Raw genomic sequence first — 22,521 nt, forward strand, 5'->3', positions numbered from 1 at the left:
TGCCTTGGAAAATCAGCGATCTCGCAACAGCACAATGGCCACCGCGACGATGATCATGGCCGAGGCCAGAATGCCGGTCAGGCTGAGCGGTTCGCCCGCTACGGCAGCCCCCAGGCACAGGGCGACGACGGGGTTGACGAAGCCGTAGGTCCCTACCCGTGCCGGCGTGGAGACCTTCAGCAGCCAGGTGAAGGCAAGGAAGCCGGCCAGCGAGCCGAACACCATCAGATAAAGCACTGCGGCCCAGCCGGCGGCCGAGGGCGGGGTGTCGATGAAGCTCGCGATGTCGCCGCGGCTCAGGGCCAGCAAGGCGATCAGGCCGCCGCCGAACAGGTGCTGAACGGCAGCGGTCGCAACCGTGCCCTGGGTCGCCTGCGGGGCACGGCGGGCAACGCCGGTGCCCAGGGCCCAGGAGGCCGCACTCACGATCAGCAGGAGGCAGTCGACGAGACCGACGGGCGGGCCGGCGTCCGAGGGGGCAAACAGCACGACGATGCCGGCAAAACCGATCAGCAAGGCGACCACGGTCACCGGGCGCGGCGCCCGCCCGCCGGGCAGCACCCAGTCGACGAAGGGGATGAGCAGGGGCACCAGGGCCATGATCACGGCCGCAATCCCCGACGGCACCCGTCCTTGCACCAGGGCCAGCACGCCATGGCCGCTGCCGAAGAACAGGATGCCGACCAGCGCGCAACGCCCGATCTCGCGCCCACGGGGCAGGGCAATGCCGATGGCCCGCGCCAGGATCAGCATGATCACCCCGGCGCTCAAGGTGCGCACGCTGATCGCTGCCAGCGGCGGAAATTCGCCCACGGCGATCTTGAGCGCCAGGTAGCTCGAGCCCCAGACAAAATAAATCGCGCCGAAGGCCAGCAGAACCAGCAGAAGCGGCGGCCGCGGGACAACATCGGCCGTCGCCGAAATGGCACTGGTCATTTTGGGGAGCTCCTCCACCCCTGATCGAAGCCGATGGCGACCAGCACCGCAATCACCGCCGCTGCCATGGCCCCATGCCCGGATAGCAGGGCAGTGCTGCCAGCCGGTTGCCGGCAGGCGCTGCGCATTGCCGCAGGCAAGCGCAATCGAGGGCAAGATTGATCCATGTCAAGAGGTAGGGCGGCAATGTCAGGCACTCGCAGGGGGTGATCAGCGAGGATCGGCGGACATGGATCGGGTTCCAGCCTTCAGGAGCGAGACGGGTATGCACGGCGGTCTGGCGCGCCCAGCGTCGCGGCGCCCGCGCCCGGACACCAGGGTGTGCAGCCAATGCGAAGGCCGCGAGTTCAACATGTGCCGCGACCTCGACGCGGTCGAACTGGCGCAGGTCAAGGCCATCTCGACGCCGCTGCATCTCGACGCCGGGGCGACCCTGATCGAGGAAGCAGCGCCGGCCGACCATGCCTTCAACCTGACCCACGGCGTCGCCAAGGCCTTCAAGCTGCTGCCCGACGGCCGCTGCCAGGTCACGGGCTTCTTCACGGCGGGCGACTTCATCGGCCTGTCGCGCGACGGCCTCTATCCCTACAGCGTCGTGGCGCTGACACCGCTTTCCCTGTGCCGGTTCGAACGGCCGCGTCTGCGCCCGCTGCTGGACGAGTGCCCCAAGCTGGGCCGGCAACTGTTGCGCATGATGACCGACGACTTGCTGATTGCGCAGGATCAGATGCTGCTGCTGGGCCGGCGAACCGCGCGGGAACGGGTGATCTGCTTCCTGCTGATGCAGTCGGACCGAGCGGTCCGCCAACACCGGCCGGCCGACCTGATCGACCTGCCGATGACCCGGGGCGACATTGGCGACTATCTCGGCCTGACCATCGAAACGGTCAGCCGGACCATCACCCAGCTCAAAGGGGAGGGCCTGATCGCGCTGAAGGGCCATCATGCCCTGGCCATCCTGGAGATGGATCGGCTGATGGAGGAATCCGGCCGGGACATGGGACTCGGCGATCCGGTGGTTTGATCTGCCGCAAGGCCTGCAACTTTGATCCTCCTCCAGGCTTATCTCCAGTAAACTGATGGCCTCGGTGCCGCGATCACAAGGAGACGGCCATGTCCTTCCGAAAGCTTCTGGTTCCGGTCGAACGGCCGAAGACAGCCCGGACGGCCCTGCGCTATGCCTTGGAGCTGGCGCGGGAGTTGGACGCTCATGTCGAGGTCTTTCATCCCCAACTCGACCCGGCGATGGTTCTGCCGCCGGTTTTCGACGGCCTCTCGGGCATGGCCTACGCGCCCGAGTTGCTGGCCCAGGCACAAAAAAGTGCCGATGACCTTCATGCCGAGATCAAGGCCATGATCGAAGGCGAACTGGCCTCGCTCGGCTGCTCGGACATCGCGCGCGGCCACCGGGCTGGTTTCTCGATATCGTTCGAAACGGCGATCGGGCCGCCCGAGCGGCTGGTCGCGCGGCGGGGGCGGATCGCCGACGTGACGATCGTGGCCCGGGCACCCCACGGCAGCCGGGGCGAGACCGATTGCCTCGCCGGCGCCCTTTGGGCCAGTGCCCGGCCGGTCATCCTGGTGCCGGGCGCCGAAGACAGCTTTTCCGCCAACGGCAAGCGCCCGGAGCGTATCGTCGTCGCCTGGAACGGCAGCGCCGAAGCCTCGCGGGCGATCGCGGCGGCCCTGCCCATGCTGGTGCAGGCCGTGGCGGTCGAGATCCTGACCATCGACAACGCGGTCGACCGCGAGGCGCTGGACCGGGTTCGCGACTATTTCCTGACCCACGGCATCGAGGTGACGGGCAAGAGTGTCGCCTCGAACGGCGAGACCTTGGCCAAGGTCCTGCTCGACCGCGTGGTGGAGCGCGAGGCCGACATGATCGTGATGGGCGCCTACACCCACAGCCGGCTGCGCGAATACCTGCTGGGCGGCCTGACCCAACAGGTGATGGACGGCGCCCCGGTACCGGTACTGCTGGCGCACTAGACACGCACACGATCCGCAGGGTCGGGATTGATGAATCTTGCGAAATATGCGAATAATTCTCCTATTGAGAATATTCACCCCGCGAGTGACGCCATGAAGACCTTTTCCACCGTCGACCTGCTGAAGGATCTGCGGACGGTCATTTTCGCCGCTGCCAAGAGCCCGGTCTCCATCACGCAGTATCGCAAGCCGAGGTTCGTTCTGATGACGGTGGAAGATTACGAGCGGATCACCAATCGCGACCCCAGGAAAGCCTACGCGATCGAGGAGACGCCCGACGAGTTGCGCGCTTTCATGCTTGGTGAAATCGACAAGGTTCTGGGCGACGACGATGCGCCATGAGCTGCCGCGGGGCTCGGTCATCCGATACCCGTATCTCTGGCGCCGGCAGCGGACTCAAGGCGAGACGGAAGGACGCAAGGAGCGCCCGGTCTGCCTGGCCATTACCGGCGAACTGCGCGGTTCGACGGTCCTGATCCTGCTGCCAATTTCGGGCACGGCGCCATTGGCTGACCAGGTAACCCTGGAGATTCCTCAGTTGGAGCGTCGCCGCGCCGGCCTCGATGAGACGAAGCCGGCCTGGATCACCATGTCGGAATACAACTTCGACATTGCTGAAGCCTCGTTCTATTTCGATCCGTCGAGCAAACCGATGGGGCAGTTCAGCGACGCATTCCTCAAGCAGATCTACCGGTTGCTGCGGAAATACCTGGTCGATCCCAAGGCCCGTGTCGATCGCACACAAACAGATTGATTGGCAAGTCTCCGCCTACGGGCCGGCCTCAATTGCACCAGGAGGTGATGGACGGCGCCCCGGTGCCGGTGCTGCTGGCGCACTAGGCCGGCGATTGGCAGGGCAGAGATCCATAACGTGGACCTGCCCGCGGTGGTCACAGGTGGCGGCGCTGGCGATACTGCTGGGGGGTCTCGCCCAGGTGGCGTTTGAAGACCAGTGAGAAATGGCTCTGGCTGGCAAAGCCGATCTGGTCCGCGAGTTCGGCCAGTTGCACGCTGGTGGATTGCAACAATACGCAGGCCCGGTCGACCCGCGCCCTGGTGATGAAGGCATGGGGGGTCATGCCGAATTCCGACTTGAAGAAGCGGAACACATAGGACGGGCTGACGTCGAACAGCCGGGCGATCTCGTCGACCTCGATCGAGCGTTCTATGTTTTTCTCGATGAATTCCAGCAGGGCGGCCTTGCGGAACGACTGCCGGCCGCTGGAGGGCTGCACGGCTGGCGACTGGCGCAACGCCTTCACCTCGAGGTGACTGCACAGGGCGTCGGCCAGGGCCCTGATGTGGTTGGGGCTCAGGCCATCGCCCGTGCGTTCCAGTTCGTTCGCCACGGCAAGGCCCAGCGCAAGCGACAGTGGGTCTGCGACGGCGAATTGCAACTCGTCGATGAACACAGCCGGTGCCATCAGCGCGCGCGCCGGCCCGGAAGGAATGAACTGCACGGTCAGCAGATCGAGTTCGCCGTTGATCTGCCAGGCGATGCGGCGGCCTGCCGGGATGAACTGGGTGGAGCCCGGCGCGGCATCGCGCTCCGACCAGCGGTCGCCCACCCGGTACCGGGTGCCGGCCTTGCCGCCCAGCAGCACGGCGACAGCGCAATGCGCCAGGGGGGCCATGTCGAAAATGCCGACGTGCTTGCGCCAATGGCCGAGCATCGCGGGGCGGTCACCGTCGATCACATAGCGCGCGACGGGCTCGGTCGACAGGGCGTGACGGACATAATCGAAATCGCGCTGAAACAGCTCCAGCATGCCTTCCCCCACTTGGTGAGCGATCTTTCGTGCCGCCCGTTACCCGCACGGTAGGGGAACGCGACAGAAATATGAAAAACTTAGTTCAGCCCTGTGAGAGATTCTGAACCATTCCGGCTGCTATTCCTCCATCCCGAGTGGTTCGCGGAGGAGAGACACGCTCGCACGGAGCCAACGCATTGCGCTGCGTCGGCTCAGGGGAGCGCTTTTGCCTGAGGGCAGAAAAGTAACATTACAAGTATCAATCGGCCGTTCGCGCGGAATGGCCGCTGTCATGGCATGTGTTTCTTGCCAGGGCGAAGCTTTGCCCGAAGTCGTCCGGGCCATAAAAACGGCTGTCAGAAAAACGGTTGGGGGATTGGAGATGCATAAGATTACGATGGCGATGGCCGGGATGGTTCTTGCCGCGACGGGCGTGGGCTCGGTGCAGGCCAAGGTGCCGCAGGCCGAGGCTGATCGCCTGGGCCGGGATCTGACATCGATCGGCGCGATGAAAGCCGGGAATGCTGATGGCAGCGTTCCGGCTTACGAGGGCGGCATCACGGCGCCGCCCGCCGGCTACAAGCCGGGCATGCATCACATCAGCCCCTTTGCCGCCGATCCAATCAAGCTGACGATTACGGGTCAGAACGCCGGCCAGCATGCGGCCAGGCTGACGGCCGGCCAGCTGGCGATGCTGAAGATCTATCCGACCTACAAGCTGAACGTCTATCAGTCGCGGCGTTCCTGCGCCCTGCCGGAGCGGGTCTACGAGGCGAGCAAGCGCAACGCGATCACCGCGACCATGACCGAGGATCAGAACGGCCTCAACGATGCGCTGCTGGGTGTTCCCTTCCCGATTCCCAAGTCGGGCGTCGAGGCGATCTGGAACCACCGCCTGCGCTACCGCGGCTTCAAATTCCGGCGGTTCTTCGGCGGCGCGGCGGTCAATCGCGACGGCAGCTTCCTGCTGTTCAAGACCCAGGACGAAGGCATCATCCACTATTCGGGGCCGGGCCTCGCGAACATCGGCGACGTGACCGATATCAAGCAGCTCAAGAATATCGGCATCTCGTACCTCAACATCACCACGGCGCCGTCCCGCCTCGCGGGGTCGATCATCCTGGTCCTGGACACGATCAACGCCAAGGAACTGCCACGCCAGGCGTGGCAGTACAACCCCGGCACGAGGCGGGTGCTGCGCGCCCCGGAACTGGCCTACGACAACCCGCTGTTCAATTCGGACGGGCTGGCGACGACCGACCAGTTCGACATGTATAACGGTGCCACCGACCGCTACGATTTCGAGCTGAAGGCGCCGACCGAGAAATACATCGGCTACAACGCCTACGAGCTGATGTCGGAAAAGCACCCCTACAAGGAGGTGCTGACGGCCGTGCACCTGAATCCCGACTTCAACCGCTATGAGCTGCACCGCACCTGGGTGGTCGAGGCCAAGCTGAAGGAAGGCACCCGGCATGTCTATGCCAGGCGCACTTTCTATCTGGATGAGGATAGCTGGAACATCGTCGCCGCCGACCTGTACGACGGCCGCGGCCAGCTCTGGCGTAATCAGGAAGGCCCGGTCGTCAACTACTACGACCTGCCGCTGTGCTCCTCGGTCATGGAGGTGACCTACGACCTGCAGTCCGGCCGGTACGTCGCCTTTGGCATGAAGGGCGAGGAGAAAATGCTCGACTGGAACGTCAACGATATCGACCCGTCGAACTTCTCGCCCGACGCCATCCGCCGCCTCGGCACGCGCTGACACGGCGCATGCCGGAGGGAGCAATCATGCAAAAGCAATCGTTTGGATGGCGCCCGGCGGCGACCTTGTGCGCCGCCTGTGCCCTGGGCATTTCCGCGACCGCCTTCGCCTACGACTTCGAGCTGGGCGAGGAGATCACGGGATCGATCATCATGTCGCTGTCCACCGGGGCACAGATGCGCATGGCCGATCGTGACCCGCGCAACTATGGCTACTACTATGGTGGCGGCCTGATTTCCGCCGGCAACGACGACGGCAACCTGAATTTCGACAAATACGACGTTGTCAGCCAGGTTTCGACCGCCAAGGCCGAACTGGCACTGAATTGGAAGAACTACCTGCTCTATGTCCGGGGTGCCGCATTCTACGACTCGATCGCGGCCAACAACGACCTGGCTGATTTCGAGCCGGGCCTGCGGCCCTACAGCAGCGGCCGCTATCACGAAGGCGCCGCGCACAAGGCGGACTGGGACGCGACGCTGCTCGACTATTACATCAAGGGCAACTACACGGTCTTCGACCGGCCGCTGACGGTTACCATCGGCAGCCAGATCCTGAACTGGGGCGAGGCCCTGTTCACCATCAACGGCATCTCGATCATCAACCCGATCGATGCCGGCAAGATCCGCGTGCCCGGGGCGGAACTGAAGGACGCCCTGATCCCGGTGCCGATGATTTCCGCCAGCATGGAATTGGCCGCTGGCCTTTCGGCCGAAGCCTTCTACCAGCTCGACTACAAGCCGTTCAAACTGGATGCCTGCGGCAGCTTCTTCTCGTTCACCGACAATTTCTGCGACGGGGTGAAATATTCCTCCAGCTTCACCGATCCTCTCGACACCCGTTCCTACACCACCGGGGTCGGCCTGAATCCGGCCGACTATGACGATCCCAACAGCACGCTGATTGCGGTCAACGCCCCGATCACCACCCATGACGATCCGGGAACGAACGACTGGGGCGTTTCGCTGCGCTATTTCTCGCCGGAACTGAACAATACGGAATTCCAGCTCTACTACGTGAACTACACGTCGCGGCTGCCCTCGCTCTATGCGGAATCCCCGCCCCGGTTCGCTGCCGGCACGGGGCAGGCCAACCTGGCCAGCCTGCCGGCCCCGCTGCTGCAGGGGTTGCTCGACCAGTTGAGCGTCGACCAGTTGAACCAGCTCACCTCGGCCCTGTCCGGCCTGCTGGGCGGGCCGGTGACCGATCTTCTCGGCGCCCTGACCAATCCGGTCAGCAGCGCCCTGATCGATCCGCCGTTCGGCACGGCGCCGCGGTCGACCGTCTTGACCAACCTCGAGAACGGCAACCTCAATCTCTACTACCCGACGGGGTTGGAGATGATCGGCTTTGCCTTCAACACCACCTATGATCCGCTGGCGGTCGCCATCAACGCCGAAGTCAGCTGGAAGCACAATGTTCCGGTCTGGATCTCGGAACCGGCCTTCCTGGCCAGCGTCTACAACGCGGCCGGCGGTGTGCCGATCGATCAGGCCACTCGGGCGGAAACACCCATCTGCCTCGGCGCGGTCTGCGTGCCCAATCCCGGTATCGCGCCGATCCTGGAGACGGGCTTCACCACGAACGACGACCAGTATGTGCCGGGCCGCCGCGTCTATCTGGACCGGCCGCACGATGTCTGGCAGGCCGCGGTGCGCTTCATGCAGATCAAGGGCGGCACCAGCTGGATTACCGAACTGCTGGGGGCGAACCAGCTCTTTGCCCTGGTCGAATTCGGCGCCCTGTACATCGACCTGGACGACGGTACGCAATATGCCGCCTATGGCCAGAACGGCTTCAGCGGTTTCCAGACCCGTCCACTCAACGTCGGGCCGGTCACGATCACCGAGCCGATCATGGCGACCAGCCTGGGGGACTATTTCCCGGCCACGCACAAGCAGCCGACCGAATGGTCGGGCGGGGTCCAGGGGCTGATCTTCTGGGACTATCCCAACGTTATGGATGGGGTAACGATGACGCCGTCGATCGGCTTTGCCCATGGCCTGTTCGGGTCGACGCCCGCGCCCAGCCCCGGCTTCACCAAGAGCGTCACCTCTTTGAACTTCGGGGTGAAGTTCGACTACCTCGAGCACTGGACCGTCAATCTCAACTACTTCAAGAGCTTTGGCGGCGGTGGTGGCGGTGGCGGGTCGCGCAATCCCTACATCGACCGCGACTTCATCGGCGTCAGCGTCACCTATACCCTTTGAGCCACCCGCCTCCCGGCGCCTCAGGATCGATCATGCCCCGTCAGAATCCGCCTAAGCCACGAACGCCACGCCCAGGGCCGCGATGGTCATGGCGATCGCGGCCGGGATCAGGCGCGTGGCAATGGCGCGCCCGCCGGCAAAGGTGCCGAGGCCGGCCTTGACCAGGTTGTTGGTCACGGCGGCGAGCAGGATCACCTGCGCGGCCTCGCCCTCGCTGATGCCGCGGCCTTGGGCGCCGCTGGCGATCGACAGGGTGATGGCATCGACATCGGCGAGCCCTGAGATGATGCCCAGCACATCCAGGCCGGTGGCGCCGTAACGGTCCTCGACCCAACGGCTGGCCAGCATGATCGCCGCCAGCAGTCCGGCAAAACGCACGGCGCTCCAGAATTCGAATGGATTGCCCAGGTCGGCACGCTCCATGTCGCCGGCCGGCCGCCGCCGGACGAACCACAGCATCAGCGCCAGGCCGACCAGGGCCATGGCCCCCAGGGGCAGGGCCAGGGCAATGGCCAGGCCCGGGTCCAGGAGATAGGTGATCAGGCCGATGCGGGCGCACATGACCAGCCAGGCGGTCAGTGCGCCAGCTGCGATGATCGAGGCAAAGCCGGGCTGGCGGGCCGCGATGCGCGACAAGGCCAGGGTCGTCGCCGTCGACGAGACGATGCCGCCGAAGACGCCGGTAAAAAGAATGCCCTGGCGCGCGTCGCCCAGGCGCATGGCGACATAGCCCAGGAACGACAGGCCCGAGAGTGCCACCACCATCAGCCACAGCTTGAACGGATTGAGCGCCTGATAGGGGCCGTAACCCTGGTCGGGCAGGACCGGCAGGATCACGACGGAGATCAGCAACAGGCGCAGCGTCGCCTGGATCTCGGCCTCCTCGATGCGTTCGAGCAGGCGATGGGTGAACGGCTTGACCGACAGGATCAGCGCGGTCACCACCGACGCCATGGCAGCGGGCAGGGGATGGCCCATGGTCGCGGTGCCGCCCAGCAGAACGGTCAGGACGCTGGCCACCTCGGTGGTCAGGCCCATGCCGCTGCCGACCGCGGCACCGCGCCAATAGCCAAGGCCGATCAGCAGCCCCGCCGCGAGGATGGCGGCGGCCAGCGGCCAGGGGGCGGCCGTCGTGCTGAGCAGGCCGGCCGCGCCGCCCAGGAGGCCCAGCAAGCTGAAGGTGCGGATGCCGGCGACCCTTGTCCCCGGGGCCTTGGCCCGGTCGCTCCAGCCGCGTTCCAGGCCGATGATCGCCCCGCACCCCAGGGCAATGGCCAGGGGGACAAGTTCTGCGACCGGGTCCATTCCAGCGTCCTCAAGCGTTGATGACGATGCCGCGGTTCGTCAGATCCTCGAGCAAGGCGAGAATGTCGGCCTCGATCTCGGCTTCCGGGGCATCGTACTCGGCGGCCAGCGAAGTAATTATATCAGTCACATCGGCCACGCCATCGACCATGGCCAGCACGGCGGCGCCGATGGCATCGAGGATCACGACCCGTTCGGGTGCCTGGACCATCCAGCGATCGCGGCGGCCGTCGAAGCTCAGGCGCACACCGGGGGCGAGGCGGGGGACGGTCATGATTTTTCTTCCGCGATCCTGGCCGCCGCCTCCAAGGCCTCGAAGGGCAGCAGCACGCAGGCGAAGCGGCTGCGGTGGGGTGATACGGTGGTGAACAGGTCGAAGGCCGGCGCCTGGGCCAACAGGGGGGCGGCGCCACGCTTCAGGCCCGCCAGCAGCGTCTCGCCCAGATCGGCGATCTGGGGCCCCGTGTGGCCCGCGGCGCGTTCGGCCAGCAGGGCGGCGCTGGCCTGGCACAGCACGCAGGCCTTGACCCGATGGCGCACGGCCTTGATCCGCCTGTGGTCGTCGAGGCTCACATCGAAGCTGACCCGGTCGCCGCAGAACGGGTTGTCCAGGGTGGCGCTGCCGTCGGCGCCGGCAAGCTCGCCCGCGTGGCGCACATCGCTCGCCGCACGCAACATGTCCCGGGGATAGAGGTCGTCGGTCATGGCAACAGGATCCGCATGGCGTCTTCCAGGGCCCTCAGGCAGGCGTCGATATCGCCATCGTCATTGAACGCAGCCAAGCTTGCCCGCGCCGATCCGGCGATACCGAAACGATCGTGCAGCACCTGGGCACAATGATGGCCGCCGCGCAAGGCGACACCATGCCGATCGAGGATCTGGCACAGGTCGTGGGGGTGAGTTCCCTCGATGGCGAAGGACACCAGCGCCAGCCGGTCCACGAGGTCGTCGGGGCCGATCAGGCGCAGGCGATTGCCGGCGATCTCGTGCAGCCCGGCGATCAGCTTGCCTGTCAGGCCTAGCAGATGCGCCTCGGCCCCCCTGGTCGATCGCGGCATGGAAGCGGCAGGCGGCCGCCAGGCCGACCGCAGCGGCGATCGGCGGGGTGCCGGCTTCGAAACGCTGGGGCGGCTTGGCATAGCTCGACTGCTCGAAACCGACGCTGCGGATCATTTCGCCGCCACCCAGGAACGGCGGCATGGCCGCGAGGATGTCGTGACGTCCCCACAGTACGCCGACACCGTTGGGCGAGCCCATCTTGTGGCCAGCGAAGGCGTAGAAGTCGCAGCCCAGCGCCGGCACGTCCACCGGGCCGTGCGGCGCCATCTGGGCCCCGTCGACCAGAACCTTGGCCCCCACCGTCCGCGCCATGGCCACAACCTGCGCCACCGGGGTGATCGCGCCCGTGACGTTCGAGGCATGGGTAACGGCGACCAGCCGGGTTCGGGCGTCGAGCAGGTGCTGGATGGCGCCGAGGTCGAGGCGCCCGTCATCGGTCATAGGCAGGCGGATCAGGCGCAGGCCCCGGCGCTGCGCCAGCATCTGCCAGGGCACCAGGTTGGCGTGGTGTTCCAGTTCCGAGACGGCGATGGCGTCGCCTTCGTTCAACAGGCTGCCGAAGCTGTGCGCGACCAGGTTGATCGCCAGGGTGGCGCCCGACGTGAAAACGATCTCGCGGGCGGCGACGTTGAGGTAGTCGGCAACGGTGTCGCGGGCCTCGTCATAGGCGCCGGTGGCCCGTTCCGCCAGGGTATGCACGCTGCGCTTCACATTCGAGCGGGCCGTCGTCTCATGGGCGATGACGGCGTCCAGCACCGGCTGCGGCATCTGGCCGGTCGCGCCATTGTCCAGGTAATGCAGGGGCCGGCCATCGCCAAGGCCATGGCGCAGGATCGGGTATTGGGCACGCAGGGCGGCCACGTCGAAGGCGGTCATGTGGCTCTCTCTGCCGCAAAAGCCGCCGCCGTGTCGAGGTCGATCAGCACCCCGTCGCCCGGCATGGCCACTTCGGTCACGAATTCCTGGTTGGCGACGGCCAGCATCCGCGCGCCGCGATCGCCGGTCAGTTCGCGCATCGCCGGGAAAAAGCGCCGTGCCCACAAGATCGGATTGCCCCATTCGCCGCCGGCCGTGGGCACCAGGATGGCGCGGCCCTCGTCGGGCGCGAACCCCGCCGCCAGCCGTGACAGGTCCTGGGCGCAGATGCGCGGCATGTCGCCCAGCAGGATGAAGGCGCCGTCGATCGCCTCGTCCAGGGCGTCGAGCCCGGCGCGCAGCGAGGTCGACAGGCCGTCGGCGAACTGCGGGTTGTGCACGGTGGTGACCGGGCGATTCGCCACCAGCTGCGCAACCGCCTCGCGGTCATGGCCGGTGACCACGACCACGCGCTCGCAGCCCGCCTCGATCGCGGCATCGACCCCGTGCAGCACCAGCGGCTTGCCGCGCAGGGGCTGCGTCAGCTTGTTGGGCCCCGCCATGCGCGACGAGCGCCCGGCCGCCAGCACGATCGCCGCCAGGCGCGGGGCCCGGGCGACCATGGGGGCGATGTCGCGCGGCTGGGGCCGGATCTCGATCTCCTTCAACAGGCCGCCCACGCCCATGCGGGCGATCGCCGGCCCGTCGACCGGCTGCCCTGCGGCCAGACGGCGCAGCACGAAATCGAAGCCGTTCACCTTGGGCGAGCGGGCACAGCCCGGCACGCCGATCACCGGCCGGCCGGCCAGTTCGCCGATCAGAATCAGGTTGCCGGGGTCGACCGGCATGCCGAAGCGGATCACCGTGCCGCCCGCCGCCCGGATCGCCGCCGGCACCACGTCCAGCGTATCGACGATGGCGCTGGCGCCGAAGACCAGAATCGACTCCGGTTGGCCCGCCGCCATCTCGCCCAAGGCCGCCGCCAGGGCCTGTTCGTCGTGGCCGACGGTCAAGGCGCTCCCGATCCGGCCGCCCAGCTGCGCCAGCCGGTCGGCCACGGCCTTGTGGGTCTTCTCCAGCACCGATGCCTTGGTGGCCGGCAGGCGGGTCATGATCAGGCCGGTGGTCAGCGGCCGGAACGGGGCCGATCCGATGGCCGGCGTCCCTGCTGCCGCTGCCAGGGCACGGTCCAGCACGGCTTGGGGCACGGCGAAGGGGATGATCTTGACCGTGGCCAGCATCTGCCGCGCCTCGACCATGTCGTCCGGGGCCAGGGTGGCCACGGTGATGGCCTCGTCCACCGCGTTGATCGCCTCGATCCGCGCCGCGTTGATCATGGCGAGGCCGGCCGCGGCGGCATAGAGATTGGCGCGGCCGGTGAAGGCGGCGGTCAGGGTGGCGCCGGGTCCGCACAATACCTCGGCCAGGCGGCGGGCGGCCTGGTCCTCGGGCACGTCACCTGCTTCCAGCCGGCCGGCCACGACGCTCTCGCGCCCGTTGGCCTGCAAGGCGGCGATGTCCGCGGCCGACAGGTGCCGGCCCTTTTTCCAGGATTGGCCCGAGACGGCGATGCCATGGGCCAGGATCGTCCCCTCGGCCTGGGCGACGGGCAGGGAACCGAATTTCATGTCGCCCCGCCGCGCAGTTTTCCGGTCATCTGCGCCAGGATCGACACGGCGATTTCGGCCGGGCTGCGTGCCCCGATGTTCAGCCCCACCGGCCCGTGGATCCGGGCGATGGTGTCGTCGTTAAAGCCCAGCAGGCGCAGGCGGTCGCGCCGCGTCGCCTGGGTCCGGGTCGAGCCCAGCGCGCCCACATAGAAGGCGGGTGAGCGCAGGGCGACGGCCAGCGCCGCATCGTCGATCTTGGGATCATGGGTCAGGGTGACCACGGCGCAGCGCGTGTCGAGGCCTAGGCGGGGCAGGGCTTCGTCGGGCCAGTCGACCACCAGGGTTACATCGGGGAAGCGTTCGGCCCGGGCAAAGGCCCGGCGCGGGTCGATGATGGTTACGGCATAGCCGGCCAGGGCCGCCATGCGGGCCAGCGGCTCGGCGATATGCACGGCGCCGACCAGGACGAGGCGCAGCGGCGGATTGAAGGGATTGAGGAACAGCCGCCCCGCTTCGACCAGGGTGGCCCGGTCGGCGGCCAGGGCCTGGGCAGCGTCGGCATCGCCCTCGGGCGCACGCAAGGCGTGCCAGCCGGTTTCCAGGTCGGTTTCCAGGACCGTCGGCCGCCTCGCGGCAATGGCCTGGCGCAACTCGGCCAGGTCGCTGCCGGCGATGACGGGCTCCACCAGGATGCGGATGCGCCCACCACAAGCCAGCCCCACCGCCCAGGCATCGGCATCGGGCACGCCGAATTCGAGAATGCAGTGCTGGCCGTCGCCCGTCGCCTCCCGCGCCGCCTGGATCACCGCCCCCTCGACACAGCCGCCCGAGACCGAACCGGCGAAGTCGCCCGCCCGGCTCACCGCCATCTGGCTGCCCGCCGGCCGCGGGGCCGAACCCCAGGTCTCGATGACGGTCGCCAGCGCCGCAATGCCGTCGCGGTCGGCCCATTGCGCGGCCAGCGCCAGGATCTCGTCGCGTTCAGCGGTCATGATCCTGGCTCGAAGCCTCTCCCCCGCGGGAGGAGAGGCGTGGGTAGGGAGAAAAGCATCGGCACCATCAGGACAAGATAGTGCCTCTATCCCAAGGCTGCGACCGCTCGCTTCGTCATGACAGTTACGAGGTGGGCGCGATACTCGGCGGTGGCGTGCATGTCGCTGTTCAGCTTGCCCGCCGCCACCTTGATGCCGTCGACCGAGGCACCACGAGCCAGCGCCGCCTCCATTTCCGGCACCCGGAAGACCGAGCCGCCGGCCCCGGTGACCGCCACGCGCCAGCCGCCGCCCGTCTTGGCGACGAAGACACCGACGACGGCGTAGCGCGAGGCCGGATTGGGGAATTTGGCATAGGCGGCCTTCTCGGGGATCGGGAACTTCACCGCGGTGATGATCTCATTGGCCTCAAGCGCCGTCTCGAACATGCCGGTGAAGAAGGCATCGCCCGCGATCTCGCGCTTGCTGGTCACCACGGTGGCGCCCAGGCCGACCACGGCGGCGGGATAGTCCGCGGACGGGTCGGCATTGGCGACGGAGCCGCCAATGGTGCCGCGATGGCGCACATGCTGGTCGCCGATGCCGCCGGCAAGGCAGGCCAGGGCCGGAATGGCCTTGGCCACCACATCGCTGGCGGCGACGTCGGCATGCCTGGTGGTGGCACCGATGACCAGGCTGTTGCCCTCGAGCTTGATATAGGCGAGGTCCTTGACAGCACCTAGATCGATCAGGTCGCTGGGGCTGGCCAGGCGCTGCTTCAAGGTCGGGATCAGGGTCATGCCCCCGGCCAGGATCTTGGGATCGGCAGCCTTGCCCAGTTGGGCCGAGGCATCGGCCACGCTGGCCGGGCGGTGATAGGCGAAGTCGTACATGATGCTGCCTCCTCGCCTTACTCGGCTGCCCGGGCGTTGATGGTCTGCCAGATTTTCAGGGGCGTCGCCGGCATGTCGATGTGCCTGATCCCCAGGGCATCGGTAATCGCATTGATCACGGCCGGCGGCGAGGCGATGGCGCCTGCTTCGCCGCAGCCCTTCACCCCAGCGGGTTGTGGGTGCAGGGCGTCGAGGTGAAGCCCACCTTGAAGTCCGGCATGTCATCGGCCCGTGGCATGCCGTAGTCCATGAAGGAACCGGTGAGGAGCTGGCCCGAATCCTCGTCATAGACGCAGTTCTCGATCATGGCCTGGCCGATCCCCTGGGCGACACCGCCATGGATCTGGCCGTGCACGATCAGCGGATTGATCAGGGTGCCGAAATCGTCGACCGCCACCCAGTTCACCACCTTGGCGACACCGGTTTCGGGATCGATCTCCACCTCGCAGACATGGGCGCCGGCGGGATAGGTGAAGTTCAGCGGGTCGTAGAAGGCATTCTCGTCCAGCCCCGGTTCCAACTCGTCGAGCGGATAATCGTGTGGCACATAGGCGGCGAAGGCGACTTCCGAGATGGTCATCTGCTTGTTGGTATTGGGCACCGAGAAGACACCGTTCTCGAACTGCACATCCTCGTGCTTGGCGCCGAAGCGGTAGGCAGCGATCTTCTTGCCCTTGGCGATGATCTTGTCCGCCGCCTTGTAGATCGCGCTGCCGCCGACCGAGCCCGAGCGCGAGCCATAAGTCCCTAGGCCGAACTGCACCTGGGCGGTATCGCCGTGGATCACCTCGACATTCTCGATCGGCACGCCCAGCCGGCTGTTGATGATCTGGGCATAGGTAGTCTCGTGACCCTGGCCGTGGCTGTGGCAACCGGTGAAGACCTGGACATTGCCGGTCGGGTTGAAGCGCACCTGCGCGCTCTCGAACAGGCCAACGCCCGCACCCAGGCTGCCCACCAGCTTGGACGGGGCCAGGCCGCAGGCCTCGATATAGGTCGACAGGCCGATGCCGCGCAGCATGCCGCGCTTGGCGGCTTCCGCCTTGCGGGCCGGGAAACCCTTGTAGTCGGCCAGTTCCAGCGCCTGGTCGAGCGAGGCCTGGTAGTCGCCGATGTCATATTCCAGGGCGACCGGGGTCTGGTAGGGGAAGGTACGGATGAAGTTGCGCCGGCGCAGTTCCGCCGGGTCGATCTTCAATTCCCGCGCCGCCACCTCGACGATGCGCTCCAGCACATAGGTCGCTTCCGGCCGGCCGGCCCCGCGATAGGCATCCACCGGGGCGGTATTGGTGAAGATGGCATCGACCTCGCAATAGATCGCCGGCGTCGCATATTGCCCGGCGAGCAAGGTGCCATAGAGATAGGTTGGCACCGAGGAAGCGAAGGTCGAGAGATAGGCGCCCATCGCAGCCAGGGTCTTGACCCGCAGCCCGAGGAAGATGCCGTTTTCGTCGGTCGCCAGCGCCACATGGGTGACATGGTCGCGGCCATGGGCATCGGCCAGGAAACTCTCCGACCGGTCGGCCACCCATTTCACCGGGCGGTTGACCTTCTTGGAGGCCCACAGGCACACCGTCTCCTCGGCATAGATGAAGATCTTGGAGCCGAAGCCGCCGCCCACGTCGGGCGCCACCACGCGCAGCTTGTGCTCCGGCGCGATGCCGATGAAGGCCGACAGCACCAGCCGCGCCACATGGGGGTTCTGGCTGGTGGTGTAGAGGGTAAAACTCTCGGTACCCGGCTCGTACAGGCCAAGGGCCGCGCGCGGTTCCATGGCATTGGGGATCAGGCGGTTGTTGATCAGGTCCAGCTCGATCACATGGGCCGCCTTGGCGAAGGCTGCCTTGGTCGCCGCTTCGTCGCCGATCTCCCAGCGATAGCTGGTATTGTCGGGGATGCTGGCATGGACCGCCGGGGCGCCCGGCTTGGCCGCCGCCGCGACGTTTACCACCGACGGCAGGATGCCGTAATCGACATAGACCGCTTCGGCGGCGTCGCGCGCCTGGGCCTTGGTTTCGGCGATGACGATGGCGACATGGTCGCCGACGTAACGCACCTCGTCGAGGGCGAGGGCCGGATGCGCCGGCGCCTTCATCTCGCTGCCGTCTTTCGAGTGGATCATCCAGCCGCAGATCAGGCCGCCCAGCTTGTCGGCCGCCAGTTCCTTGCCGGTCAGGATGCCGACCACGCCCGGCATGGCCAGCGCCGCCGTCGTGTCGACGCCCAAGATCTTGGCGTGGGCGTGGGGCGAGCGGACGAAGACCGCATGGGTCTGCCCGGCCACGTCGATATCGTCGGTATATTTGCCGCGGCCGGTGAGGAACCGCTGGTCTTCCTTGCGCGTGACGGACGCGCCGATGCCGCTACCTTCAGGCATGGTCTGTCTCCCTCAACCGCGCATGGCTTGCGCGCCGGCCAGGACGGCGGCGACGATATTGTGATAGCCGGTGCAACGGCACAGGTTGCCGTCCAGGCCTTCGCGCACGGTCGCCTCATCGGGGGACGGGTGGCGGCGCACCAGGTCGAGGGCCGCCATCACCATGCCCGGCGTGCAAAAGCCGCATTGCAGGCCGTGGTGTTCCTTGAACGCCGCCTGCATGGGATGAAGGGCGCCGTTGGCAACACCTTCGATGGTGGTGATTTCCGTACCATCGGCCTGGATCGCCAGCATGGTGCAGGATTTGACCGACTTGCCGTCGACATGGACGACACAGGCGCCGCATTGGCTGGTGTCGCAGCCGACATGGGTGCCGGTCAGGTCGAGATGTTCGCGGATGAAGTGGACGAGCAAGGTTGGCGGCTCGACCGCGGCCGTGACGGACTTTCCGTTCACGGTCAGGCTGATACTCGACGACATGATGTCCTCCCTGTCGACGCGGGCGGATGTTGCTCATCCGTCACCGGCAGCACATAAGCGCTGCGATCGGAAAGTCTTTGCGCCTACGGGGCGGCGGTCAAGGCCTGTCTGATCAATCGCCCTGCATTCGTGTCATTTGATCAGGAACCACAGGACCAGAAGGCCGATGGCGATCAGCCCGCCAACCCAGACCATGGGGGGAATGCCGCTGCCTTCGCCCTTGGGCGGGGCGGCGGTCTTGACCACTTCGACCTCGGCGGCGCGGCTGCCGGCGGCGATGCGCGAGAAGGCCTCGAAGAATTCGTCGGCCATTTTCCGGGCGGTGCCGTCGATGAGACGCGAGCCGATCTGGGCCAGCTTGCCCATGACCTGGGCCTTGGCCTCGAAGGTCAGCACGGTGAATTCGCCGTCCTGCGCCAGGTGCACCTTGGCCTCGCCCTTGGCAAAGCCCGCCGAGCCGCCGTTGCCCTCGCCGGTCAGGGTGTAACCGGCCGGGGGATCGATGTCGGACAGGGTCACTTTGCCCTTGAACTTGGCCTTTACCGGCCCGACCACCGCCGTGACCAATGCTTCCAGCTCGGTCGGGGAATGGGCCGTGACGCTCTCGCAGCCGGGAATCGACTGGCGCAGCACCTCGGGGTCGTTCAGGGCCTTCCAGACGATCTCGCGCGGGGCGGGGATACGATATTCACCAGTCATGTCCATGGGCGCGTCTCCCGCTCTTCTTGTGACAAGCGGCACAGTAATCCAGCCGCATCCCGATGCAATGTCCCGCCGCGTCCTGATGGCGCCTTGCCGGGCATCCGGCAGGATGTCATCGTGCGCCCTTGATCCAGACGTAAGGCGCCGATGGCCGAATTTCATTTCGTTGAAGATTACGAGCGCTACGTCGCCGACCTCATCAAGCAGCATCCGATCGACGAAGCCATGGCCCTGGCCGTCGGCGGCCAGTTCGAACTGATCGGCAAGATCGAGCGGCTGATCCTGGAATATGCCGGTCTCGAGGACGGCATGGCCGTTATCGACCTGGGCTGCGGCAGCGGCCGCCTGGCCCATGCCCTGGGCGCCGGCTGCAAGGTCGACTACCTGGGGATCGACGTCGTGTCCGCCTTGCTGGCTTATGCCCGGACCAAGGCGCCGGCGCACTACAAGTTTGTCCTGCACCGCGAATTGTCGCTGCCGGCGGCGGATGCCTCGGCCGATCTGGCCTGCGCCTTCAGCGTCTTCACCCACCTGCTGCATGCCGAGACCTACATCTACCTGGCCGAGATGCACCGCGTGCTCAAGCCGGGCGGGCTGGTGGTCTTCTCCTTCCTCGAGTTCGGTGCCGGGGCGCATTGGACGGTGTTCGAACAGACGGTGGCCCATCAGCGCGCCAAGGCCAACCCGCCGCTCAACACCTTCATCGAGCGCAGCGTGATCCAGGTCTGGTGCCGGCACCTGGGCTTTGAACTGCTCGAATGCATCGACGGCGACCAGCCCCGCTGGGACGGCCGCCTGCTGGGCCAGTCGATCGCCATCTTGAGGCGGTGATTGCCGAGGTCGCCACGATATGAGAGATTATTAAATCCTCATATCGAGGGAAGCTGCCGATGAATATCTCCATTTCCCTGACCCCAGAGCTTTTGGCGCTCGCGAAGGCCAAGGTCGAGACGGGACGCTATACCTCGATCAGCGAAGTGGTTCGCGAGGCCTTGCGCATGCTCGAGCGCGCCGACCAGCGCGATGCAGAAGTGATGGCCGGTCTCAGGCAGGCTTGGGAGGAGGGGATTGCATCCGGGGATGCAGGGCCGCTCGACTTTGCCGAATTGAAGGCCGAAGGCCGGCGTCGTCTGGCTGAATCGGTGAAGCGCTAGCCAATTGGCGCAGATCCGCAAAACCAAGCGGGCGCGTGCAGACTTGCTCGAAATATGGCTGAAGATCGCAGCGGCAAACACCGGGGCCGCTGATCGCGTTCTCGATCAAATCGAACGGCGGGTGTCGCTGCTCGAAAATTCGCCGGCGGCGGGGCCATCTCGTCCCGATATTGCGCCGACAGCGCGGGCCTTGGTCGTGCGGCCCTATCTGGTTCTCTACCGGGTGCTCCCCAAGTCAGTCGTACAGATAGTGCGGGTGCTTCACGGCGCCCGGAAGATCGATCTGTCGCTGTTCCTCGAAGGGATCGAATAGGCCCTTCAGGCCAGGCCGTGGCGCTTTTGCAGGATGGTGGGGCCGCCGACCACGGCCGGCTGGTAGTAGTCGCTGAATTCCCTGGGGCCTGGGCGAAGGCTTCCAGCGGGAAGTCGTCGTCGACCTCGAAGGTGTCGATGCCGCAGCGGATCATGTTCAGGATCTGGTCGCGCAGCACGTCGCCCACGGCGCGGATCTCGCCCTTGAAGGCGAAGCGATTGCGCAACTGGGTGGCGTGGCTATAGGCGCGGCCGTCGCGGAAGATCGGGAATTCCAGCGCGACCACGGCGAAACGGTCGAGATCGCCGTCGACGGACGAGGGCGGCTCGTTCGATTTCAGGCGCAGGCCCAAGGGTGCGTTGCGGCCCATCAGCTGGTCGCGCTCGGCCTTGAAGCGGGTCAGGGAGACGATCACCGCCTTGCCGTCGTCGGGCAGGCTCTCGTCGTCGGCAACCAGGGTCCAGTCGTCGGCGACAACCGCGCCGTGCTTAACGAGCTTCATACAGGGCCGCCTTGAAGGGGGCCATGCCGACCCGCCGGTAGCAGTCGAGGAACGCCTCCGCGTCGCCCTCGCGCAGTTTCAGATAGGTTTCGACCACGGTCTCGATCGCGTCGACGATCTTGTCGGCCGGGAAACCCGCGCCGGTGATCTGGGCCAGCGAGGCATCCTCCGCCGCCGAGCCGCCGAGCTGGAGCTGGTAGAGCTCCTCGCCCTTTTTGTCGACGCCCAGGATGCCGATGTGGCCGACATGATGATGGCCGCAGGCATTGATGCAGCCCGACATCTTGATCTTCAGCGAGCCGATGCTGTACTGGCGCTCCAGGTCGGCGAAGCGGGCCTGGATCTCCTCGGCCACCGGGATCGAGCGGGCATTGGCCAGGTCGCAATAATCCAGTCCCGGGCAGCAGATGATGTCCGAGATCAGGCCGATATTGCTGGCCGCCAGGCCCGCTGCCTTCAACTGCTGCCAGACCGCATGGACATCGTCGAGACGGACATGCGGCAGCACCAGGTTCTGTTCGTGGGTGACGCGGATTTCGTCGAACGAGTACTGCTCGGCCAGGTCCGCCGCCAGGTCCATCTGTTCGGCCGTAGCATCGCCGGGGGCCACGCCCAGGGGCTTCAGCGAGACCGAAATGATGGCATAGCCCGGCACCTTGTGGGCGTGGACATTGGTGCGGGTGAAGTCGCGGAAGGCGCAGTCTTCGAACTTGTGCGCCTCGAAGGCCACCGACTTTTCCGGCAGCGTGGCGAAGGCCGGCGGCTGGAAATAGGCGCGGATGCGCTCGATCTCGGCTTCCGGCAGGGCGACGGTGCCGTGGATGCGGGCGAATTCCTCGTCCACCGCGGCCTTGAACTTATCCAGGCCCATCTCGTGGACCAGGATCTTGATCCGCGCCTTGTAGATATTGTCGCGCCGGCCCAGCTCGTTATAGACGCGCAGGCAGGCGGTGGCATAGGTCAGCAGGTCGGCCTTCGAGACGAAGGGGTTGATCAGCTTGGCCAGGATCGGGGTGCGGCCCAGGCCGCCGCCGATCCAGAACTGAAAGCCGGTCTCGCCCGCCTCGTTCTTCACCACACGGATACCGATGTCGTGCATCAGGATCGCGGCGCGGTCGTGGGCGCAGCCGGTCACCGCGATCTTGAACTTGCGCGGCAGATACGAGAATTCCGGGTGGAAGGTCGACCATTGCCGGATGATCTCGGCCCAGGGCCTGGGATCTTCCACCTCCTCGGCCGCGGCGGCGGCGAAGGGGTCGGAGGTCACATTGCGGATGCAGTTGCCCGAGGTCTGGATGCCGTGCATCTGCACGGTGGCGAGGTCGGCCAGGATGTCCGGCGTGTCGACCAGGCGCGGCCAGTTGTACTGGATGTTCTGGCGCGTGGTGAAATGGCCATAGCCCTTGTCGTACTTACGCGCGATATGGGCCAGCATGCGCATCTGCGCCGACGACAGGGTGCCATAGGGGATGGCGACCCGCAGCATATAGGCGTGAAGCTGCAGGTAGAGGCCGTTCATCAGGCGCAGCGGCTTGAACTGGTCCTCGGTCATCGCCCCGGCGATGCGGCGGCTCACCTGGCCGCGGAACTGGGCGACCCGTTCGTTGACCATGGTCTGGTCGAATTCGTCATAGCGGTACATCGGGCAC

Annotated in this window: 23 protein-coding genes and 2 pseudogenes; 9 read left to right on the top strand and 16 right to left on the bottom strand. The window is 66.2% G+C overall.

Annotation, left to right across the window (positions count from 1 at the left end):
* Positions 1-12 precede the first annotated feature (12 nt).
* Entirely contained in the window at positions 13-936 is a 924-nt protein-coding gene (locus D3874_RS06320; protein ID WP_119777331.1) for an EamA family transporter, read from the bottom strand.
* A gap of 229 nt (positions 937-1,165) precedes the next feature.
* Between D3874_RS06320 and D3874_RS06325 the strand changes: the two genes are divergently transcribed.
* From D3874_RS06325 to D3874_RS06340, 4 genes are all read left to right on the top strand, one after another.
* Positions 1,166-1,960, top strand: coding sequence for a Crp/Fnr family transcriptional regulator (locus D3874_RS06325; protein ID WP_233559859.1), 795 nt, complete (start codon positions 1,166-1,168; stop codon positions 1,958-1,960).
* A gap of 89 nt (positions 1,961-2,049) precedes the next feature.
* On the top strand, positions 2,050-2,925 hold the full coding sequence (locus tag D3874_RS06330; RefSeq protein ID WP_119777333.1) for a universal stress protein: 876 nt from the start codon (positions 2,050-2,052) through the stop codon (positions 2,923-2,925).
* Positions 2,926-3,018: 93 nt separating this feature from the next.
* Positions 3,019-3,267 (top strand): type II toxin-antitoxin system Phd/YefM family antitoxin, encoded by a 249-nt coding sequence (locus D3874_RS06335; protein WP_119777334.1) that lies wholly within the window; start codon positions 3,019-3,021, stop codon positions 3,265-3,267.
* Complete coding sequence (locus D3874_RS06340; protein WP_119777335.1) at positions 3,257-3,679, top strand: hypothetical protein; 423 nt, start codon at positions 3,257-3,259, stop codon at positions 3,677-3,679. The genes D3874_RS06335 and D3874_RS06340 overlap by 11 nt, the downstream gene beginning before the upstream one ends.
* 136 nt (positions 3,680-3,815) lie before the next feature.
* Here the strand turns inward: D3874_RS06340 and D3874_RS06345 are convergent, their stop codons facing one another.
* Positions 3,816-4,694: a helix-turn-helix transcriptional regulator gene (locus tag D3874_RS06345; protein WP_119777336.1), complete on the bottom strand. Its 879-nt coding sequence runs from the start codon at positions 4,692-4,694 to the stop codon at positions 3,816-3,818.
* A 364-nt stretch (positions 4,695-5,058) separates the two neighbouring features.
* Here D3874_RS06345 and D3874_RS06350 point away from each other — a divergent pair, with 364 nt between their 5' ends.
* Together D3874_RS06350 and D3874_RS06355 are read left to right on the top strand one after the other, a co-directional pair.
* On the top strand, positions 5,059-6,441 hold the full coding sequence (locus D3874_RS06350) for a DUF1329 domain-containing protein (RefSeq protein WP_119777337.1): 1,383 nt from the start codon (positions 5,059-5,061) through the stop codon (positions 6,439-6,441).
* 26 nt (positions 6,442-6,467) lie between these two features.
* Positions 6,468-8,651 carry a DUF1302 domain-containing protein gene (locus tag D3874_RS06355; protein WP_158595868.1) on the top strand — a complete coding sequence of 728 codons (2,184 nt, stop codon included), beginning with the start codon at positions 6,468-6,470 and terminating at the stop codon, positions 8,649-8,651.
* Between the two features lie 51 nt (positions 8,652-8,702).
* On the opposite strand, the gene D3874_RS06360 is transcribed toward D3874_RS06355, so the two are convergent.
* The 12 genes and pseudogenes from D3874_RS06360 to D3874_RS06405 all read right to left on the bottom strand — a co-directional run bounded on the left by D3874_RS06360 (position 8,703) and on the right by D3874_RS06405 (position 18,906).
* A complete protein-coding gene (locus tag D3874_RS06360) occupies positions 8,703-9,956 on the bottom strand; it encodes an MgtC/SapB family protein (RefSeq protein WP_119777339.1) in 1,254 nt (417 codons plus the stop codon).
* A gap of 10 nt (positions 9,957-9,966) precedes the next feature.
* Positions 9,967-10,230 (bottom strand): pyrroloquinoline quinone biosynthesis peptide chaperone PqqD, encoded by a 264-nt coding sequence (gene pqqD / locus D3874_RS06365; protein WP_119777340.1) that lies wholly within the window; start codon positions 10,228-10,230, stop codon positions 9,967-9,969.
* Positions 10,227-10,661 (bottom strand): iron-sulfur cluster assembly scaffold protein, encoded by a 435-nt coding sequence (locus tag D3874_RS06370; protein WP_233559860.1) that lies wholly within the window; start codon positions 10,659-10,661, stop codon positions 10,227-10,229. Before D3874_RS06370 ends, pqqD begins: the two co-directional genes overlap by 4 nt.
* Entirely contained in the window at positions 10,658-11,095 is a 438-nt protein-coding gene (locus D3874_RS31905) for an aminotransferase class V-fold PLP-dependent enzyme (protein WP_408899983.1), read from the bottom strand. The genes D3874_RS06370 and D3874_RS31905 overlap by 4 nt, the downstream gene beginning before the upstream one ends.
* Positions 11,013-11,891, bottom strand: a pseudogene (locus D3874_RS06375) (aminotransferase class V-fold PLP-dependent enzyme); the annotation flags it as partial. The pseudogene D3874_RS06375 and the gene D3874_RS31905, both read right to left, overlap by 83 nt.
* Positions 11,888-13,498 (bottom strand): NTP transferase domain-containing protein, encoded by a 1,611-nt coding sequence (locus D3874_RS06380; RefSeq protein WP_119777341.1) that lies wholly within the window; start codon positions 13,496-13,498, stop codon positions 11,888-11,890. The gene D3874_RS06380 and the pseudogene D3874_RS06375, both read right to left, overlap by 4 nt.
* Entirely contained in the window at positions 13,495-14,472 is a 978-nt protein-coding gene (locus tag D3874_RS06385) for an XdhC family protein (RefSeq protein ID WP_119777342.1), read from the bottom strand. The genes D3874_RS06380 and D3874_RS06385 overlap by 4 nt, the downstream gene beginning before the upstream one ends.
* A gap of 86 nt (positions 14,473-14,558) precedes the next feature.
* Complete coding sequence (locus D3874_RS06390) at positions 14,559-15,344, bottom strand: FAD binding domain-containing protein (protein ID WP_119777343.1); 786 nt, start codon at positions 15,342-15,344, stop codon at positions 14,559-14,561.
* A 17-nt stretch (positions 15,345-15,361) separates the two neighbouring features.
* Complete coding sequence (locus tag D3874_RS32375) at positions 15,362-15,508, bottom strand: hypothetical protein (RefSeq protein WP_456306397.1); 147 nt, start codon at positions 15,506-15,508, stop codon at positions 15,362-15,364.
* A complete protein-coding gene (locus D3874_RS06395; RefSeq protein ID WP_456306398.1) occupies positions 15,505-17,721 on the bottom strand; it encodes a xanthine dehydrogenase family protein molybdopterin-binding subunit in 2,217 nt (738 codons plus the stop codon). Before D3874_RS06395 ends, D3874_RS32375 begins: the two co-directional genes overlap by 4 nt.
* Before the next feature lie 12 nt (positions 17,722-17,733).
* Complete coding sequence (locus D3874_RS06400; protein WP_119777344.1) at positions 17,734-18,201, bottom strand: (2Fe-2S)-binding protein; 468 nt, start codon at positions 18,199-18,201, stop codon at positions 17,734-17,736.
* Between the two features lie 132 nt (positions 18,202-18,333).
* Positions 18,334-18,906, bottom strand: coding sequence for an SRPBCC family protein (locus D3874_RS06405; RefSeq protein ID WP_119777345.1), 573 nt, complete (start codon positions 18,904-18,906; stop codon positions 18,334-18,336).
* A gap of 144 nt (positions 18,907-19,050) precedes the next feature.
* Between D3874_RS06405 and D3874_RS06410 the strand changes: the two genes are divergently transcribed.
* From D3874_RS06410 to D3874_RS31910, 3 genes are read left to right on the top strand one after another with little or no spacing between them, the layout of a single operon-like run.
* On the top strand, positions 19,051-19,734 hold the full coding sequence (locus D3874_RS06410; protein ID WP_119777346.1) for a class I SAM-dependent methyltransferase: 684 nt from the start codon (positions 19,051-19,053) through the stop codon (positions 19,732-19,734).
* Positions 19,735-19,793: 59 nt separating this feature from the next.
* Positions 19,794-20,057, top strand: a complete 264-nt coding sequence (locus D3874_RS06415) for a type II toxin-antitoxin system ParD family antitoxin (RefSeq protein WP_119777347.1) — start codon at positions 19,794-19,796, stop codon at positions 20,055-20,057.
* Between the two features lie 43 nt (positions 20,058-20,100).
* The gene (locus D3874_RS31910; protein ID WP_408899984.1) at positions 20,101-20,370 is read left to right on the top strand and encodes a type II toxin-antitoxin system RelE/ParE family toxin; all 270 of its coding nucleotides are present in this window, start codon (positions 20,101-20,103) and stop codon (positions 20,368-20,370) included.
* A 100-nt stretch (positions 20,371-20,470) separates the two neighbouring features.
* Here D3874_RS31910 and D3874_RS31915 read toward each other — a convergent pair.
* Positions 20,471-20,872: pseudogene (locus tag D3874_RS31915) on the bottom strand (DUF934 domain-containing protein); the annotation flags it as partial.
* Entirely contained in the window at positions 20,859-22,514 is a 1,656-nt protein-coding gene (locus D3874_RS06430; RefSeq protein ID WP_119777349.1) for a nitrite/sulfite reductase, read from the bottom strand. The pseudogene D3874_RS31915 and the gene D3874_RS06430, both read right to left, overlap by 14 nt.
* Positions 22,515-22,521 lie beyond the last annotated feature (7 nt).

It is taken from the genome of Oleomonas cavernae (assembly GCF_003590945.1).
In the GTDB taxonomy this organism is placed as follows: Bacteria; Pseudomonadota; Alphaproteobacteria; order Zavarziniales; family Zavarziniaceae; genus Zavarzinia; species Zavarzinia cavernae.

What these genes read in the sequence shown, in the direction of transcription:
- D3874_RS06320 (WP_119777331.1), bottom strand. Translation starts at nt 936, where the DNA reads ATGACCAGTGCCATTTCGGCGACGGCCGATGTTGTCCCGCGGCCGCCG.
- D3874_RS06325 (WP_233559859.1), top strand. Translation starts at nt 1,166, where the DNA reads ATGGATCGGGTTCCAGCCTTCAGGAGCGAGACGGGTATGCACGGCGGT.
- D3874_RS06330 (WP_119777333.1), top strand. Translation starts at nt 2,050, where the DNA reads ATGTCCTTCCGAAAGCTTCTGGTTCCGGTCGAACGGCCGAAGACAGCC.
- D3874_RS06335 (WP_119777334.1), top strand. Translation starts at nt 3,019, where the DNA reads ATGAAGACCTTTTCCACCGTCGACCTGCTGAAGGATCTGCGGACGGTC.
- D3874_RS06340 (WP_119777335.1), top strand. Translation starts at nt 3,257, where the DNA reads ATGCGCCATGAGCTGCCGCGGGGCTCGGTCATCCGATACCCGTATCTC.
- D3874_RS06345 (WP_119777336.1), bottom strand. Translation starts at nt 4,694, where the DNA reads ATGCTGGAGCTGTTTCAGCGCGATTTCGATTATGTCCGTCACGCCCTG.
- D3874_RS06350 (WP_119777337.1), top strand. Translation starts at nt 5,059, where the DNA reads ATGCATAAGATTACGATGGCGATGGCCGGGATGGTTCTTGCCGCGACG.
- D3874_RS06355 (WP_158595868.1), top strand. Translation starts at nt 6,468, where the DNA reads ATGCAAAAGCAATCGTTTGGATGGCGCCCGGCGGCGACCTTGTGCGCC.
- D3874_RS06360 (WP_119777339.1), bottom strand. Translation starts at nt 9,956, where the DNA reads ATGGACCCGGTCGCAGAACTTGTCCCCCTGGCCATTGCCCTGGGGTGC.
- pqqD (WP_119777340.1), bottom strand. Translation starts at nt 10,230, where the DNA reads ATGACCGTCCCCCGCCTCGCCCCCGGTGTGCGCCTGAGCTTCGACGGC.
- D3874_RS06370 (WP_233559860.1), bottom strand. Translation starts at nt 10,661, where the DNA reads ATGACCGACGACCTCTATCCCCGGGACATGTTGCGTGCGGCGAGCGAT.
- D3874_RS31905 (WP_408899983.1), bottom strand. Translation starts at nt 11,095, where the DNA reads ATGCCAAGCCGCCCCAGCGTTTCGAAGCCGGCACCCCGCCGATCGCCG.
- D3874_RS06380 (WP_119777341.1), bottom strand. Translation starts at nt 13,498, where the DNA reads ATGAAATTCGGTTCCCTGCCCGTCGCCCAGGCCGAGGGGACGATCCTG.
- D3874_RS06385 (WP_119777342.1), bottom strand. Translation starts at nt 14,472, where the DNA reads ATGACCGCTGAACGCGACGAGATCCTGGCGCTGGCCGCGCAATGGGCC.
- D3874_RS06390 (WP_119777343.1), bottom strand. Translation starts at nt 15,344, where the DNA reads ATGTACGACTTCGCCTATCACCGCCCGGCCAGCGTGGCCGATGCCTCG.
- D3874_RS06395 (WP_456306398.1), bottom strand. Translation starts at nt 17,721, where the DNA reads ATGCCTGAAGGTAGCGGCATCGGCGCGTCCGTCACGCGCAAGGAAGAC.
- D3874_RS06400 (WP_119777344.1), bottom strand. Translation starts at nt 18,201, where the DNA reads ATGTCGTCGAGTATCAGCCTGACCGTGAACGGAAAGTCCGTCACGGCC.
- D3874_RS06405 (WP_119777345.1), bottom strand. Translation starts at nt 18,906, where the DNA reads ATGGACATGACTGGTGAATATCGTATCCCCGCCCCGCGCGAGATCGTC.
- D3874_RS06410 (WP_119777346.1), top strand. Translation starts at nt 19,051, where the DNA reads ATGGCCGAATTTCATTTCGTTGAAGATTACGAGCGCTACGTCGCCGAC.
- D3874_RS06415 (WP_119777347.1), top strand. Translation starts at nt 19,794, where the DNA reads ATGAATATCTCCATTTCCCTGACCCCAGAGCTTTTGGCGCTCGCGAAG.
- D3874_RS06430 (WP_119777349.1), bottom strand. Translation starts at nt 22,514, where the DNA reads ATGTACCGCTATGACGAATTCGACCAGACCATGGTCAACGAACGGGTC.